General features: G+C 65.0%; 16 protein-coding genes. 15 read left to right on the forward strand and 1 reads right to left on the reverse strand.

Translation table 11 applies throughout. The annotated features are described in order from the left end of the window. The first annotated feature begins 51 nt into the window (after positions 1-51). The 3 genes from cobO (at position 52) to KEC16_RS12750 (ending at position 2,861) form a co-directional block, all read left to right on the forward strand. Positions 52-660, forward strand: a complete 609-nt coding sequence (gene cobO, locus KEC16_RS12740) for a cob(I)yrinic acid a,c-diamide adenosyltransferase (RefSeq protein WP_211549475.1) — start codon at positions 52-54, stop codon at positions 658-660. Between the two features lie 64 nt (positions 661-724). After that, entirely contained in the window at positions 725-1,393 is a 669-nt protein-coding gene (locus KEC16_RS12745) for a lipid-binding SYLF domain-containing protein (protein WP_211549476.1), read from the forward strand. Between the two features lie 19 nt (positions 1,394-1,412). Further along, the gene (locus KEC16_RS12750; protein ID WP_211549671.1) at positions 1,413-2,861 is read left to right on the forward strand and encodes a cobyric acid synthase; all 1,449 of its coding nucleotides are present in this window, start codon (positions 1,413-1,415) and stop codon (positions 2,859-2,861) included. Here KEC16_RS12750 and cbiB read toward each other — a convergent pair. Continuing rightward, a complete protein-coding gene (gene cbiB, locus KEC16_RS12755) occupies positions 2,833-3,828 on the reverse strand; it encodes an adenosylcobinamide-phosphate synthase CbiB (RefSeq protein ID WP_211549478.1) in 996 nt (331 codons plus the stop codon). The genes KEC16_RS12750 and cbiB overlap by 29 nt on opposite strands. A gap of 128 nt (positions 3,829-3,956) precedes the next feature. On the opposite strand from cbiB, the gene KEC16_RS12760 reads away from it, so the two are divergent. From KEC16_RS12760 to KEC16_RS12815, 12 genes are all read left to right on the forward strand, one after another. Continuing rightward, positions 3,957-4,937 (forward strand): sirohydrochlorin chelatase, encoded by a 981-nt coding sequence (locus KEC16_RS12760; protein WP_211549480.1) that lies wholly within the window; start codon positions 3,957-3,959, stop codon positions 4,935-4,937. A gap of 902 nt (positions 4,938-5,839) precedes the next feature. Then, positions 5,840-6,460: a precorrin-8X methylmutase gene (locus KEC16_RS12765; protein ID WP_211549672.1), complete on the forward strand. Its 621-nt coding sequence runs from the start codon at positions 5,840-5,842 to the stop codon at positions 6,458-6,460. Next, a complete protein-coding gene (gene cbiE / locus KEC16_RS12770; protein WP_211549482.1) occupies positions 6,457-7,647 on the forward strand; it encodes a precorrin-6y C5,15-methyltransferase (decarboxylating) subunit CbiE in 1,191 nt (396 codons plus the stop codon). Before KEC16_RS12765 ends, cbiE begins: the two co-directional genes overlap by 4 nt. Beyond that, a complete protein-coding gene (gene cobI / locus KEC16_RS12775; protein ID WP_211549484.1) occupies positions 7,644-8,324 on the forward strand; it encodes a precorrin-2 C(20)-methyltransferase in 681 nt (226 codons plus the stop codon). Before cbiE ends, cobI begins: the two co-directional genes overlap by 4 nt. Then, complete coding sequence (gene cobJ / locus KEC16_RS12780; protein ID WP_211549486.1) at positions 8,321-10,108, forward strand: precorrin-3B C(17)-methyltransferase; 1,788 nt, start codon at positions 8,321-8,323, stop codon at positions 10,106-10,108. Before cobI ends, cobJ begins: the two co-directional genes overlap by 4 nt. A gap of 3 nt (positions 10,109-10,111) precedes the next feature. Next, positions 10,112-10,882 carry a precorrin-4 C(11)-methyltransferase gene (gene cobM, locus KEC16_RS12785; protein ID WP_211549488.1) on the forward strand — a complete coding sequence of 257 codons (771 nt, stop codon included), beginning with the start codon at positions 10,112-10,114 and terminating at the stop codon, positions 10,880-10,882. Positions 10,883-10,927: 45 nt separating this feature from the next. Next, positions 10,928-11,698 carry a uroporphyrinogen-III C-methyltransferase gene (cobA, locus tag KEC16_RS12790; RefSeq protein WP_211549490.1) on the forward strand — a complete coding sequence of 257 codons (771 nt, stop codon included), beginning with the start codon at positions 10,928-10,930 and terminating at the stop codon, positions 11,696-11,698. Beyond that, positions 11,695-12,450 carry a sulfite exporter TauE/SafE family protein gene (locus KEC16_RS12795; RefSeq protein ID WP_211549492.1) on the forward strand — a complete coding sequence of 252 codons (756 nt, stop codon included), beginning with the start codon at positions 11,695-11,697 and terminating at the stop codon, positions 12,448-12,450. Before cobA ends, KEC16_RS12795 begins: the two co-directional genes overlap by 4 nt. Positions 12,451-12,466: 16 nt before the next feature. After that, positions 12,467-13,051 carry an SCO family protein gene (locus tag KEC16_RS12800; RefSeq protein WP_211549494.1) on the forward strand — a complete coding sequence of 195 codons (585 nt, stop codon included), beginning with the start codon at positions 12,467-12,469 and terminating at the stop codon, positions 13,049-13,051. A gap of 1 nt (position 13,052) precedes the next feature. After that, positions 13,053-14,369, forward strand: coding sequence for a cobyrinic acid a,c-diamide synthase CobB (locus KEC16_RS12805; protein WP_211549496.1), 1,317 nt, complete (start codon positions 13,053-13,055; stop codon positions 14,367-14,369). Positions 14,370-14,524: 155 nt separating this feature from the next. Then, positions 14,525-15,808: a polyhydroxyalkanoate depolymerase gene (locus KEC16_RS12810; RefSeq protein ID WP_211549498.1), complete on the forward strand. Its 1,284-nt coding sequence runs from the start codon at positions 14,525-14,527 to the stop codon at positions 15,806-15,808. Next, on the forward strand, positions 15,777-16,172 hold the full coding sequence (locus KEC16_RS12815) for a YcgN family cysteine cluster protein (protein WP_283091918.1): 396 nt from the start codon (positions 15,777-15,779) through the stop codon (positions 16,170-16,172). The genes KEC16_RS12810 and KEC16_RS12815 overlap by 32 nt, the downstream gene beginning before the upstream one ends. The last annotated feature ends 14 nt before the right edge of the window (positions 16,173-16,186 follow it).

Genomic DNA, 16,186 nt, shown 5'->3' on the forward strand with positions numbered 1-16,186 from the left:
ACCCCAACGGCTTGGTCCAGCATGGCCGATCGTCCCGCCAAAGGAAATTTCATGACCGACGAAGACCCGACGCAGCGCCACAAGGAAAAGATGGCCAAGAAAAAAGCCAGCCGCGACAAGCTGATGGCGAAAAAGCAAGGCGAAAAGGGGCTGTTGATCGTCCATACCGGGCCGGGCAAGGGCAAATCCAGCGCTGCTTTCGGCATGGCCATCCGCTGTGTCGGTCACGGTTTCAAGGTCGGCATCGTCCAGTTCATCAAGGGAGCTTGGGATACCGCCGAACGGCGGGTGCTGGAAGGATTCCCCGATCTGGTCACCTTCAAGGCCATGGGCGAAGGCTTCACCTGGGAAACCCAGGACCGCGAGCGCGACATCGCCGCCGCCGCCCGCGCCTGGGAAGTGGCCCAAGCCATGCTGGAAGACGACGCTATCCGCATGGTCATTTTGGACGAAATCAACATCGCGCTGCGCTATGATTACCTGTCGACCGAGCTTGTCCTGGCCGCCATCGCCGCCCGCCCCCCTGGCCAGCATGTGGTGCTGACCGGCCGCAACGCCTTGGCCCCGGTGATCGAAGCCGCCGATCTGGTGACCGAGATGACCTTGGTCAAGCATCCCTTCCGTTCCGGGATCAAGGCGCAGCCGGGGGTGGAGTTTTAACCACTTGCTAACCGGCTTCGTGCTTCGCCTATAAGCCGGATGGGTCTGGACCGGAGGAATTGCCATGCTGTCGCGCCTTTTCGCCGTCTTGGTGACGCTGTGCGTCGCCCTTCCTGCCTGGGCCGATGCGGTCACCGACCAGACCTTGCTGGTTGCCAAGGCGGCCAACACGGTGGAACGCCTGCGCCGCGAAAGCGGCTTGCAACGGGATCTCGAAGCCAGGCTGGCCCACGCCCGCGCGGTCTTGATCATTCCCGATCTGGTCAAAGGCGGCTTCATTTTGGGCGCGGAATGGGGGACTGGCGTGCTGCTGACCCGCGATGGGGCGGGCCAATGGTCGGGGCCGGCGTTTTATTCGGTCGCCTCGGGCTCGGTCGGCTTACAGATCGGGGTTCAAGACGCCGAGACCATTTTCGTCATCATGAGCGACGCCGGATTGCGGGCGATAATGGAAAACCGCTTCAAGGCCGGCGCCGATGCCGGCATCGCCATCGCCCATATCGGCGCCGGGGCCGAAGCCGCCACCACCACCAATGCCGGCGCCGATATCTATGCCTTCAACAAGGCCATGGGCGCTTATGGCGGCGCCAGCCTGGAAGGGTCGGGCATTTTGCCCCGTCATTCGTGGAACGCCGCCTATTACGGCGGCAATCCCAGCCCCGCCGACATCGTCATCGCCCGCCAGTTGGACAACAACCAGGCGAACCGGCTGAAAGATCTCCTTGCCCGCTGATCCTCGCCCCCCCGCCTTGATGTTTCAAGGCACCGGCTCCGATGTCGGCAAGTCGTTGCTGGTCGCTGGCATCGCCCGTGCCTGTGTGCGGCGCAATCTCAACGTTCGGCCGTTCAAGCCGCAAAACATGTCCAACAATGCCGCCGTCACCAGCGACGGCGGCGAAATTGGCCGCGCCCAGGCCTTGCAGGCCCGCGCCTGCGGCGTCGCCCCCACCCGTCACATGAATCCGGTCTTGCTGAAGCCGCAATCGGATGTCGGGGCCCAGGTGGTGGTGCAAGGCCGTGTCGTCGCCAATGCCGGAGCCAGGGATTATTACAAGCTCAAGCCCAGCCTGTTGCCCACGGTGCTGGAAAGCTTCCGCTTGGTCGGCGCCGGCGCCGATCTGGTGCTGGTGGAAGGCGCCGGCAGCGCCGCCGAGGTTAATCTGCGCGCCGCCGACATCGCCAATATGGGTTTTGCCGAAGCCGCCGACGTTCCGGTCATCCTGATCGCCGACATTGATCGCGGCGGCGTCATCGCCAGCATCGTCGGCACCTGGGAAATTCTGCCCGCCGCCGAACGGGCGCGGCTGAAAGGCTATGTCATCAACAAGTTCCGCGGCGATCCCACTTTGTTCGCCCCGGCCATCGCCATCATTGGCGACCGCACCGGCCTGCCTTGTCTGGGGGTCATTCCCTGGTTCGCCGACGCCACCCGATTGCCGCCCGAAGATTCGGCATCGTTGCGAAATAACAATGATAACGGAAGCGTGCGCATCGCCATCCCGCAATTGCCGCGTATCGCCAATTTCGACGATTTCGACCCCCTGGCGGCGGAAGAGGACGTCTCGGTCCGCTTCATCCCCCCCGGCCAAGCCTTGCCCGGCGATGCCGATCTGATCATCCTGCCCGGATCGAAATCCACCATCGGCGACCTGGATTTCCTGCGGGCCCAGGGGTGGGATATTGATCTTGCCGCCCATTTGCGCCGGGGCGGCAAGGTCTTGGGCATTTGCGCCGGCTATCAGATGCTTGGCCGCTCGGTGGCCGACCCCTTGGGGGTGGAGGGTCCGGCCGGAGCGGTGCGCCCCGGCCTGGGCTGGCTGGATATCGAAACCAGCATGGCCGACGACAAAGTCTTAAGCCTCAGCCAGGGCGTCGACCGCGACGGCCATCCGGTGCGCGGCTATGAAATGCATATGGGCCGCACCCAGGGCCGCGATTGCGCCCGCCCGTTCCTGACGTTGGACGGCCGCCCCGATGGCGCCGTCTCCACCGATGGCCGGGTCATGGGCTGTTATCTGCACGGCTTGTTCGCCTCGGATTGTTTCCGCGCCGCGTTGCTGGCCGATCTGCGTCCCGGCCGCGCCGGCGGATTGGCCTATGAAACCCTGGTCGACGACGTGCTGGACATGCTGGCCCGTCACCTGGAAGAACATCTCGACATCGACGCCTTGCTTAGACTTGCAGCCACCACACCAGAATAACCAATCCGGCATTCATCAGGCAGGCGGCGGAAAACAGATGCAACGCCCGGTCGATATCGGCGAAAGTCGCCCGCGCCCGCCCCCGGCCGATCCATTTTTCATCGACCACCAGACCCGGATATTTACGCGGCCCGCCCAAGGCCAAGCCCAAAGCGCCGGCCATCGCCGCCTCGGGCCAGCCGGAATTGGGGGATTTATGGTGGCGGGCATCGCGGATCATGGTGACAAAGGCCCGAACCGGATTGCCGCGCGCCGCCACCAGGGCGGCCAGGGCGATGATCAGTCCGGCCAGCCGGGCCGGGATCAGGTTCAACCCATCATCCAGCCGAGCCGAAGCCCAGCCGAAATCCCGATATTTATCATTACGATAGCCGACCATGCTGTCCAAGGTGTTGACGGTTTTATAAACCAGCAGGCCGGGCAGGCCGAACAGGGCGTACCAGAACACCGGCGCCACCACCGCATCGGAAAAATTCTCGGCCAGGGATTCGATGGCGGCACGACAGACCCCGTGCTCGTCCAGGCTTTGCGGGTCCCGGCCGACGATGCGCGACACCGCATAGCGCCCGGCTTCAAGACCCTTGTGTTGCAGCGCGCGGGCGACGTCGTCCACATGCTCGAACAGACCGCGCTGGGCCAACAGCGTCGCGGCGACGAAAACCTCGAAGGGCCAGAGATGGGGCAGCACCCGCGCCACCACGGCAATCCCTGCGCCGATCAGCAGCGCCACGCTCACCATCAGCGCCACCAGCAACACGCCCCGGCGCTTACGCTGCGCCGGGCTGCGCACGGGCTTGTTCAACCGGCGGTCCAACACCGCAATCGCCCGGCCGATCAAGATCACCGGATGGGGAATCAGGCGGAACAGCCACGACATCTCGCCCAGCACGGCGTCAAGACCGATGGCCAGGAACAGCAGGAACAGGCCATCGGGGGCGTGACCGAAATGGGTGAGGAACGGCAACATGGACGCACCATACCCAAGTCACGAAACTCTTACAAATCTCGAAGCTTGTCCCTATAGTCCGGCTCGCCCGGCCGGAGGCAAGGACCCGCCGGACCACAGGCGAACGCTCGAAGGCAAGGACCAAGCGCATGAGTGATAAGATCGGTGTGATGATTTGCGGCCACGGCAGCCGCGACGTGGAAGCAACCCAGGAATTCGATTCCTTGGCCCGGCATCTGCGCCAGCGTCTGCCGCAATACCCGGTGGAATCCGGCTATCTGGAATTCGCCCGCCCGATCATCAAGGAAGGACTTGAGGCGCTGAAGACCCAGGGGGTCAACCACGTGCTGGCGGTCCCCGGCATGCTGTTCGCCGCCGGTCATGTGAAAAATGATCTGCCGTGGGAAATCAATTCCTTCGCCGCCGACAATCCTGGGCTGACGGTGGAATTCGGCCGTGAACTGGCCATTGATCCCAAGATGCTGGCCGCCGCCGCCGCCCGCATCGAGGAAGCGCTGAACGGCGCCAGCGGCACCATCGACCGCAAGGACACCTTGTTGCTGGTGGTCGGACGCGGCACCAATGACCCCGACGCCAATTCCAACGTCGCCAAGGTGGCCCGCATGTTGTGGGAAGGCATGGGCTTTGGTTGGGCCGAAGTGGCCTTTTCCGGCGTCGCTTATCCGCTGGTCAACCAAGCGTTGGAAAGGCTGGTCAAGCTGGGCTATGCCCGCATCGTCGTTTTCCCCTATTTCCTGTTCACCGGGATTTTGGTCAAGCGCATCTATCAGTGGGCCGACGAAGCCGCCGCCGCCAATCCGGCGGTGCAAATCGTCAACGCCCCCTATCTCAATGACCATCCGCTGGTCATCGACAGCTTTGTCGAACGGGTCGAGGAAATCCTTAAGGGCCAGACCCACATGAACTGCACGCTGTGTAAATACCGCGAGCAGGTGGTCGGTTACGAGGCGCAGGTCGGCGCCGTCCAGGCCGGCCATCACCACCATGTGCGCGGCATCGGCACCGACGGGGATCACGGCCATGATCACGGACACCACCATGATCATGATCACGATCATAATCATGGGCACCATCACGGGGATCACCATCACGACCACCACGATCACTGAGAGCCGTCATGCTGGCCGAAAGCGCGGTGTTCGATGCCTATGTGATGGTGGATTGGAGCGCCGAATCGCGCCCCAAGACCGGTGCCGACAGCATCTGGCTGGCAATCGTTGAACGCGACGGCGGCGAGCGGGTGGAAAACCCGCCGACCCGTGCCGCCGCTGTCGCCCGACTGGCCGATATATTGTCCGATCTGTCGGCGCGCGGTCTGCACGTCCTCGTCGGCTTCGACTTCGCCCTTGGTCTGCCGCGAGGGACGCTGGCCCGGCTGGGGTGCAAGGATTGGGCGGGCCTGTGGCGACGGCTGCGGGCACAGATCGCCGATGGCGACGACAACGCCAACAGCCGCTTTGCCGCCGCCGCCCGCATGAATGAAACCCTAAGCGGCGGCGCCGGGCCGTTCTGGGGCTGTCCGCCGGCCGCCGCCGGCCCCTATCTGAGCGCGACCAAGGGCGATTTCGCCGGTCTGCCGCAACGCCGCTTGGCCGAAGAAAGGCTGCCCGCGACCAAATCAGTGTGGCAATTGTTCTATGCCGGCAGCGTCGGCGGCCAGTCGCTGACCGGCATGGCCCGCGCCGATGAGTTGCGCCATCACCCCTGGCTGGCCGCTGTGACCCGCGTCTGGCCGTTTGAAACCGGGTTGAAGCCGTTGGGCAAGGATTCGGATTGGCGCATCCTGATCGCCGAGATTTACCCGTCCATGCTGGCCGTGACCGTGCCGGCGGGTGAAATCAAGGACCGGGTCCAGGTGCTGGGCTTGGCCCGCCATTTCGCCAAGCTGGACGACGACGGCCGGTTAAGCGCCCAATTCGGCGGCGATGCCAGCCTCAGCGAAACTGAACGTTATGATGTCGAAACGGAAGAGGGGTGGATCTTGGGGGCCGCTAACCCGGAAAAGATCGATATTCACGACTGGATCAAGGATCCCGACGAAATTTATCGGCAGTCTTTCGCCGCCATCGGCGCTAAAATCAATCTGGCCGGCCTGCCCGCCGATTTGCGCGATCTGGTGGTTCGGGTCATCCATGCCTGCGGCATGACCGACATCGTCGCCGATCTGGCTTTTTCCCCCGGCGCCGGCGCCGCCGGCGCCGCCGCCCTGGCCGCTGGCGCGCCGATCCTGGTCGATGCCGAAATGGTCTCTCACGGCATCATCCGCCGACGTCTGCCCAAGGCCAATCCGGTGCTGTGCAGCTTGAACGATCCGGCGGTGCCGGCCACCGCCAAGGCCTTGGGCACCACCCGTTCGGCCATGGCGGTGGATTTGTGGCTGCCGCAGCTGGAAGGCGCGGTGATCGCCATCGGCAACGCCCCGACCGCCTTGTTCCGCCTGCTGCAACTGATTGAACAAGGCGCCCCCCGGCCAGCCCTGGTGCTGGGCTTTCCCGTCGGCTTCGTCGGCGCCGCCGAAAGCAAGGAAGCGCTGCGCCAATCCGGTTTGCCCTTCATCACCTTGCGCGGCCGCCGTGGCGGCTCGGCCATGGCGGCCGCCGCCGTCAACGCCTTGGCTGGCGGGCTGACATGACCGCCCCGTGGCTGACCGTCATCGGCATCGGCGAGGAGGGGCTGGATGGCCTGGGCAGCGCCAGCCGCGCCCTGATCAAGGGTGCCGACATCATCGTGGGCGGGGAACGTCATCTGGCCATGGTCGATGCCGTCAACACGCGCTGCTGGCCCTCGCCCTTCGCCGAAGCCAAGGCGCTGCTGGAAACGTTGCGAGGGCGTAATGTCGTCATCCTGGCCTCGGGCGATCCCATGCATTTCGGCATCGGCGCCACCGTGTCGCGCTGGTTCCCCGACGATTCGATCGTGATTGTGCCCCATCCGGGGGCGTTTTCCCTGGCTGCCGCCGCGCTGGGCTGGGCGGTGCAGGATTGTCTGTGCCTGACCGTCCATGGCCGGCCGCTGGAGGCCTTGCACCTGCATCTGACGCCGAACCGCAAGCTGCTGGTGCTGTCGGAAGACGGCCAAACCCCGGCCGCCACCGCCCGATTGCTGGAAAAGGCCGGCTTTGGTCCGTCTGAGCTGGTGGTGCTGGAACATCTGGGGGGGCCGCGCCAAGCCATCCGCCGGGCCAGCGCCGATGCCTGGGTCGGGGAAACCGCCGATCTCAACATCATGGCCATCACCTGCCGGGCCGCGCCCGGAGCCAAGATGCTGTCCTTGGGTGCCGGTCTGCCCGACGACGCCTTTGACCATGACGGTCAATTGACCAAGCGGGAGATCCGCGCCCTGACCCTGTCCACCCTGGCGCCGTTGCCGGGCGAGCTGCTGTGGGATGTGGGCGCCGGCTGCGGCTCGGTCGCCATTGAATGGATGCGGGCCGGCGGCATTGCCGTCGCCATCGAATCCCACGCCAAACGGGCCGAAATGATCGGCCGCAACGCCGCCCGCCTGGGGGTTCCCGGCTTGACCCTGATCCAGGGCCACGCCCCCGATTCGCTGCCTTATTCCGATCCCGACGCCATTTTCGTCGGTGGCGGCGTCTCGGCTCCGGGGATGCTGGACGCCTGCTGGGCGGCGCTGAAACCCGGTGGCCGGTTGGTGGTCAATGCCGTCACCGCCGAGGGTGAAGCGGCGCTGCTGGCCTGTCACCGCCGCCACGGCGGCCAGATGACCCGGTTGTCATTGTCGCGACTGGCCCCGGTCGGCGGCTTCCACACCTGGCATCCGGCCATGGCGGTGACCCAGTACAAGGCGATCAAGCCATGACCGGCACCTTATGGGGGATCGGCATCGGCCCCGGCGACCCGGAATTGCTGACGGCCAAGGCTATCCGTCTGCTCGGCGCTTTGCCGGTGCTGGCATGGCCGGCGCCGTTGGATGGCGACGGCATGGCCCGCACCATCGCCGCCGCTTACATCCCCACGGACAAAATCGAAATTCCCATCCGGCTGTCGTTCCGCCCCGACCGCGACGATACCGACGCGGCCTATGGCCGTGCCGCCGAAACCATTGCCGCCCATCTGACCGCCGGTCGTGACGTCGGCATCTTGTGCGAGGGCGATCCGCTGTTCTTTGGCTCGTTCATCTATGTGCTGAACCGTTTGCGCGACCGTTTTCCGGTTCAGGTGGTGCCCGGCATTTCCTCGCCCATGGCCGCCGCCGCCGTGGCGGTCAAGCCGCTGTCGCTGTTGGAAGACGCCGTCGCCATCATTCCCGCCACCCGCTCCGACGATCAGATCCTGGCATTGCTGGCGCCCGCCGATTCCATCGTTATCATGAAGGTCGGCCGCCATCTGCCCCGCGTCAAAGCCCTGCTCGACCGTTTGGGCCTGCTGGCCGGCGCGGTGGCGGTGGAACGGGCCACCTGGCCCGAACAGCGTCTCCTGCCCTTGGCCGAAGCCACCGAATTGTCCTATTTCTCCTTGATCCTGGTGCATAAATGATCGCTGTTCTTTGCGTCACTCCCGCCGCCCTGGCCGTCGCCCGACGCCTCGTCGCCGCCTTGCCCCAAGCCCAATTGCATGGATTGGCGGGCCGAATCGATGACGCGGACATCGTCTTTTCCGACACCAAGGGCCATATCGGCGAATTGTTTCGAAATGGCAACGCCATCATCGGCGTCTGCGCCGCCGGCATCCTGATCCGCGCCGTCGCCCCCTATCTGGTCGACAAACAGGCCGAGCCGGCGGTCGTCGCCGTCGCCCCCGATGGCTCTTGCGCCGTGCCCTTGCTGGGCGGCCATCACGGCGCCAACGATCTGGCCCGCCACGTGGCCACCGTGCTGGGCGGCCATGCCGCCATTACCACCGCGGGCGACTTGAAATTAGGGGTGGCGCTGGATTCGCCGCCGCCGGGCTGGCATGTGGCCAACCCCGCCGCCGCCAAGCCGGTGGCCGCCGCCTTGCTGGCGGGCCAGCCGGTCCGGCTGGAAGTGGAAGCCGGTGACGCCGATTGGCTGTCGCACCTGTCCTTCGCCGCCGATGCCGAACCGGCGGTGCGGGTCACCGATCACGCGGTGATGGCCGAAGACCAGGAATTGTTGCTTAACCCGCCGGTCCTGGCCCTGGGGGTGGGCTGTGAACGCGGCTGCGATCCGGCGGAACTGATCGGTCTGGTCAAGGATACGCTGGAAGCCGAAGCCCTGGCCCCCGGCGCCATCGCCTGCGTTGTCTCGGTCGATCTCAAGAGTGACGAAAAGGCGGTTTTGCAGCTGGCCCGATCCCTGGGCGTGCCGGCGCGCTTTTTCACCGCTGCCCGTCTGAACCAGGAAACGCCGCGCCTGCAAAATCCTTCCGACATCGTCTTGGCGGAAATCGGCTGTCCCGGCGTCGCCGAAGGGGCCGCCTTGGCCGCTGTCGGGGCCGAGGGGGTCTTGGTGGTGCCGAAAACCAAAAGCAAGCGCGCCACCTTGGCCGTTGCCCGCGCCCCCCATGCCATCGACCCGGCCAAATTGGGCCAGGGTCCGGGGCGTTTGTTTGTTGTCGGCATCGGGCCGGGGGCCGCGCAGTGGCGGATTCCGCAAGCCAGCGCCGCCATCGCCGCCGCCACCGATCTGGTCGGATACGGCTTGTATCTTGATTTGCTGGGCGACGCCGCCAACGGCAAGACCCGCCACCAAAGCGATCTGGGGGCCGAAGCCGACCGCGCCCGCATGGCTTTGGATCTGGCCGGCCAAGGCAAAAGCGTCGCCCTGGTCTGTTCCGGCGATGCCGGCATCTATGCCCTGGCCACCTTGGTGTTCGAACTGATCGAACGCGAAGCCAACCCAGCCTGGCGCGGCGCCGAGATCATGGTCATCCCCGGCGTTTCCGCCCTGCAAGCCGCCGCCGCCCGCGCCGGCGCCCCGGTCAACCACGATTTTTGCACCATCTCGCTGTCTGATCTGCTGACGCCATGGGAAACCATCGAAAAGCGTCTGCACGCGGCGGCCGAAGCTGATTTCGTCGTCTGTTTTTACAATCCGGTATCGAAACGACGCCGCGACCAACTGACGCGGGCCCGCGATATCTTGCTTGCCGGCCGCCCGGCTGAAACCCCGGTGATCCTGGCGCGCCAGTTAGGCCGGCCGGAAGAAACCATCCGCATTATCGGCCTGGGGGATTTGACCGCCGACGACGCCGATATGTTGACCATGGTGGTGGTTGGCTCCAGCGAAAGCCGGCGCATTGCCTTCGGCGGCCGCGAATGGGTCTATACCCCGCGCGGCTATGCCAAGAAGTTGAGGTAGATCATGACTGTTCATTTCATCGGCGCCGGCCCCGGCGCCCCCGACCTGATCACCGTGCGCGGGCTTAACCTGATCCGCAAATGCCCGGTTTGCCTGTACGCCGGCTCGTTGGTTCCGGCCGAAGTGGTGGCCGAAGCCCCCGCCGGCGCCCGCGTGCTGGACAGTGCGGCGATGAATTTGGACGAGATCATCGCCGAAATCGAAGATGCCTGCGACAAGGGGCTGGACGTCGCCCGCGTCCATTCCGGCGATCCCAGCATCTATGGCGCCATCGCCGAGCAGATGCGCCGGCTCGACGCCTTGGGCATCGCCTATGACGTCACCCCCGGCGTGCCGGCCTTCGCCGCCGCCGCCGCCGCCTTGGCCAGCGAACTGACCCTGCCCGATGTCAGCCAAACCATCATCTTGACCCGCACCGCCGTGCGTTCCAGCTCGATGCCGGCGGGCGAGGATCTGGCCAGCTTGGGCAAAAGCGGCGCCACCTTGGCCATTCATCTGTCCATCGCCAATCTGGCCCATGTGGTCAAGGAACTGACCCCGCTTTACGGCGCTGATTGCCCGGTGGCCATCGCCTATCGGGTCAGCTGGCCGGATCAGGCTTTCCTCAAGGGCACGCTGGGCGACATCCGCGCCAAGGTCAAGGATGCCGGACTGACGCGGACAGCGCTGATCTTGGTCGGCCGCGTCCTGAAGGGGGCGCAATTCACCGATTCGCGCCTTTATGCCCCCGACCACACCCACGTGCTGCGGCCGGCCAAATCCGATGCCGATTGACAAAAGACAGAGGCAGCCCTGGCAACCCGCGATATAGTCAGCGCCATGATCGCAGATCTTCCCCCTTTCCAGCCCGGCAGCGTCTGGCTGGTCGGCGCCGGCCCCGGCGACCCTGGCCTGTTGACCGTGCTGGCGCTGCATGCCCTCGGCCAAGCCGAATACGTGGTGCATGACGCCCTGGTCGATGACCGTATCCTTGCCCTGGCCAACCCGCATGCGGTGGTCGAAGCCATGGGCAAGCGCGGCGGCGCCGTCAGCCCACGCCAGGACGCCATCACCCATCGGCTGATCGCCCTGGCCACCGCCGGCAAAAAGGTGCTGCGTCTCAAGGGCGGCGATCCCTTTGTCTTTGGTCGCGGGGCCGAGGAAGCGCTGGCCCTGGCCGAGGCCGGCATCGTCTTTCGCGTCGTCCCCGGCATCAGCGCCGGCATTGGCGGATTGGCCTATGCCGGCATTCCCGCCACCGCCAAGCACTGCAATTCGACGCTGGCTTTCGTCACCGGCCACGACCAGGGCGGCGATATCCCCAGCGGCTTCGACTGGGACGGACTGGCCCGGGGGGCCGAAGTCATCGTCTTTTACATGGGTCTGCGCAAGGTTGACGTCCTGGTCGAGCGTCTGCGCAATGCCGGCCGTAAGGCCGACGAACTGGTGGCGGTGGTGTCGCGTGCCGCCACGCCGAAACAGCAGGTGCTGGAAACCACCTTGTCCGGCTTGGTCGCGGCCCTTGCCGCCCAACCGATGGAGGCCCCGGCCTTGCTGGTCATCGGCGGCGTCGTCGGTCTGCGGGCGAAACTGAATTGGTGGCAGCCATGAGCGACGCTTTGATTGGCCTGGAATCGGGCTTGGCGGTGTGCCGGGTGGCGGTGGAAACCCATGGCGGATTGCTGACCGGCCTGTTTCTCACCGGCTTGATCGGCAGCGCCAGCCATTGCGCCGGCATGTGCGGGCCGTTCGTGCTGTCGCAGGTGGCGGCCAAGCTGGAAGCTCTGCCCGCCGCCCGCATGAGCGAATTCCATCGCCTGACCGGGGCGGCGCTGATTCCCTATCACCTTGGCCGCGCCACCACCTATGGCCTGCTGGGCGCCGTTGCCGGCTGGGCCGCCGGCGCCCTGGCGGGGTGGAGCGGCTTTCGCTTCCTGGCCGGAGGCTTGCTGGTTCTGGCCGCCCTGCTGCTGCTGTCAATGGCGGTGCCGCGGCTGAAAGCGCTGCTGGGATCGTCGGCCGGCGAATCGTGGTGGAGCCGTCATGTCGCCGGTCTGGCCCGCCCGCTATTCGACGCCCCCACCGGCTGGCGCGGCTGGCTGCTGGGCGTGGCCTTGGGCTTCATCCCCTGCGGTCTGTTATACGCCGCCCTGGCGGCAGCGGCGGCCAGCGGCGATCCTTTGGGGGCGGCGCTGGCCATGCTGGCTTTCGCCGCCGGCACCATCCCGGCCTTGCTGACGGTGGGGATACTTGGTCACTTCGCCATCGGTCACTGGCGCGCCGCCGTGTTGAAATGGGCGCCGCTGCTGCTGGTGGCCAATGCCGGCATGCTGGGATACATGGCCTGGGCCTTGATGGCCTGAGCAAAGGGAGAGCGCGATGAAGAACAAGTCCTCGCTGTTGGCGCTGGTCGCCGTCTTGGTGGTTATCGGCATCGCCATCGGCAGCCGGCTGCTGGTGTGGACCAGCGATGGCCATGCCACCATTGGCGGCCCCTTTTCCATGACCGACGAAAACGGCCAGCCGGTGACGGAAAAGACCTATGCCGGACGCTGGATGTTGATTTATTTCGGCTATACCTATTGCCCCGACGTTTGCCCCACCGCCCTGGGCGTCGTCGCCGGCGCCTTGGACGGCTTAAGCCCAAGCGAACGGGCCAAGCTGGTGCCGATCTTCATCACCGTCGATCCCGAACGCGACACGCCCGAGCTGATGAAGAATTACACCGCCGCCTTTGCCCCCGACATGGTCGGACTGGTCGGCACCGCCGAACAGACCAATGCCGCCAAAAAAGCCTTCAAGGTCTATGCGGAAAAGGCCAAGGGCGGTGATGCCGAATCCTATACCGTCGATCATTCCTCGATCCTGTATCTGATGGGACCCGACGGCAAATTCGTCCAGCATTTCCCCCACGGCGTCACCAGCGGCGAGTTGCTGGCGGGGCTGCAAAAACATCTGCATTGATATGAGCGTTCCTGGGCTGATCCTGGCCGCGCCGTCTTCGGGCAGCGGCAAGACCCTGACCACCTTGGGCCTCTTGGCCCATCTCAACGCCGCCGGCTTGCGGGTTGGCTCGGCCAAGGTCGGGCCGGATTACATCGATCCGGCCTTTCATGCCGCCGCCACCGGCCGGCCTTGCGTCAACCTGGATTCGTGGGCCATGCGCGGCGAAACCTTGGCCGGGCTGGTGCAGGTGGCCGGCGACCATGCCGACCTGGTGGTCTGCGAGGGGGTCATGGGCCTGTTCGACGGCGCCGATGTCGCGCCGGGCCAGCCCGATGGCTGCACCGCGGAAATCGCCGCCCTGACCGGTTGGCCGGTGGTTCTGGTCATCGACGCCCGCCGCATGGCCGGTTCGGCCGCCGCCGTTCTGGCCGGCTTCGCCCGTCTGCGCCCTGACGTCACCGTCGCCGGCGTCATCTTCAACCAAGTCTCCAGCGACAAACACCGCCGGATGATCAGCGCCGCCTGCGCCCGCCACTGTCCCGAGGTGGCGTTATTGGGCTTCATGCCCTGCATCGACAATCTGGTGGTGCCAAGCCGGCATTTGGGCTTGGTTCAGGCCTGTGAACATCCTGATTTGCCCGCTTTTTTCGCCGCCGCCGCCCAAGCCGTCGCCGATTACGTCCAGGTCGACGCCTTGCGCGCCCTGGCCCGCCCCACCCGCCTGGCCGGCGCCGTGCCCTGTCCGCTGCCGCCCTTGGGAAAGCGTATCGCCGTCGCCCGCGACCAGGCCTTTGCCTTCACCTATGCCGCCGTGCTGGAAGGATGGCGGCGGGCCGGGGCCGAGGTGACCTTTTTTTCCCCCCTGGCCAATCAGCCCGCCGATGGCGATGCCGTTTATCTGCCTGGCGGCTATCCTGAATTGCATGCTGGCGTTCTGGCTGGCAATTCCGTCTTTCTCGACAGTCTGCGCCGTGTCGCCGGCCAAGGCGGGACGGTGTTCGGCGAATGCGGCGGCTATATGTGTTTGGGCGAAAGCTTGCAGGATGCCGATGGGGTGGTTCACCCCATGGCCGGATTATTGCCGCTCCAAACCAGCTTTGCCAAACGCAAGCTGCATCTGGGCTATCGCCGCGCCCGTCTGCTGGCGGACGGGCCGTTGGGTCGCGCCGACACCGTCTTCGGCGGCCACGAATTCCATTTCGCCGCCACTGTGCGCGCAGAGCCCAATCACGCCCTGTTCGCCATCACCGATGCCGGCGGCCACGACCTGGGCCGCTGCGGCCTTCGCGTCGGCACGGTCTGCGCCTCGTTCATCCATCTGATTGACGGTCAATAATCACGCCATCCTTGACTCCGGCCCCCCGCGCCCCCTCATATTGCAGTGCACAATGACAGAAGCTAAATAGTCGCAATTAAAATAATTTAATTGCCTGTCATGTCATTTTTGAGTAACAAAACTATCCTTCGGTATTGTGGGCAGGGGCAAAACTTATGCTTTATCACATCCATGAGTTGCAGCACGTCGCGTTGGCTCCGGTCCGTCTGTTCGCCGAGGCGATCCAGACCATGTACACCCACCCGTGGATGCCCGTGTCCTATACCAGCATCGGCCGCGCCATGGCCGCCGGGGCGGAATTGCTGGAACGCACCACCCGCCGTTATCCCAAGCCGCCGTTCAACCTGCCGACCACCGTGATCGACGGCGTCGAGGTGACGGTGCGCGAAATGGTGGTTTACCAAAAGCCGTTCTGTGAATTGCTGCATTTCCAGCGCGACACCGATCGCCGCGACCCGCGCGTGTTGGTGGTGGCCCCCATGTCCGGCCATTACGCCACCTTGCTGCGCGGCACCGTGGAAACCCTGCTGCCGGAACACGACGTCTACATCACCGACTGGATTGACGCCCGCGACGTGTCGCAAGACGCCGGTCCGTTCGCCTTGGACGATTACATCGACTATATCCGCGAGCTGCTGCACTTCCTCGGCGCCGACACCCATGTGCTGGCGGTCTGTCAGCCGTCGGTGCCGGTCTTGGCGGCGGTGTCGATGATGGCCGAGGACCAGGACCCGCGCCAGCCCAGCTCCATGGTGCTGATGGGCGGCCCCATCGATACCCGCATCAGCCCGACCAAGGTCAACAAGCTGGCCACCGACAAGCCGCTGTCGTGGTTCGAAACCCACGTCATCAACACCGTTCCCTATGTTCATACCGGCCGTGGCCGTCGGGTCTATCCCGGCTTTCTGCAATTGCAGGGCTTCATGAGCCTGAACCCGGAACGCCATGTGGGCGAACACATCAACCTGTTCCAGAACATGGTGCGCGGCGACGGCGATTCGGCGGAAAAGCACCGCGACTTCTATGACGAATATCTGGCGGTGATGGATCTGCCGGCGGAATATTATCTGGACACCATCAAGAGCGTGTTCATCGAACATCAACTTCCTGAAGGCAAGATGTACAGCCGTGGCCGTCATATCCAGCCCAGCAAGATTCAGCACACCGCGCTGATGACCATCGAGGGCGAGAAGGACGACATCACCGGCATCGGCCAGACCGAAGCCGCCCATAAGCTGTGTTCCAGCCTGCCTGACGACATGCGTATCCACCATGTGGCGCCCAAGGTCGGTCATTACGGCGTATTCAACGGGCGCCGTTGGCGCGAGGAGATTTATCCCCATGTCCGCGAGTTCATCCGGACCCACGACAAGCTTACCGTTCTGGCGGACAAAGCCCTTGAACTTGATGAGCCCGTCCGAGTGGGAAAGTCTGTGTGACGGCTGCGGCAAATGCTGCCTGCATAAGCTTGAAGACGAAGATACCGGCAAAATCCACTACACCAATGTGGCCTGCCAGATGCTGAATCTGGGAACTTGCGGCTGCAAGGACTATCCCAACCGCCAGAAGCACATCCCCGATTGCGTGCAATTGGACGCCAGCAAGGTCGAGGCGCTGAAATGGCTGCCCTCGACCTGCGCCTATCGGCTGGTGGCGGAAAACAAACCGCTGCCGTGGTGGCATCCGCTGATAACCGGCGACCGCAACAGCGTGCACGAAGCCGGCGCTTCGGTGCGCGGCCGCGCCATCGCCGAAAGCCGCGCCGGCCCGCTTGACCGTCACATCGTCACATGGCCGGCCTAGACGATTTAACCCTC

Source organism: Magnetospirillum sulfuroxidans, assembly GCF_018224925.1.
Lineage (GTDB): Bacteria > Pseudomonadota > Alphaproteobacteria > Rhodospirillales > Magnetospirillaceae > Magnetospirillum > Magnetospirillum sulfuroxidans.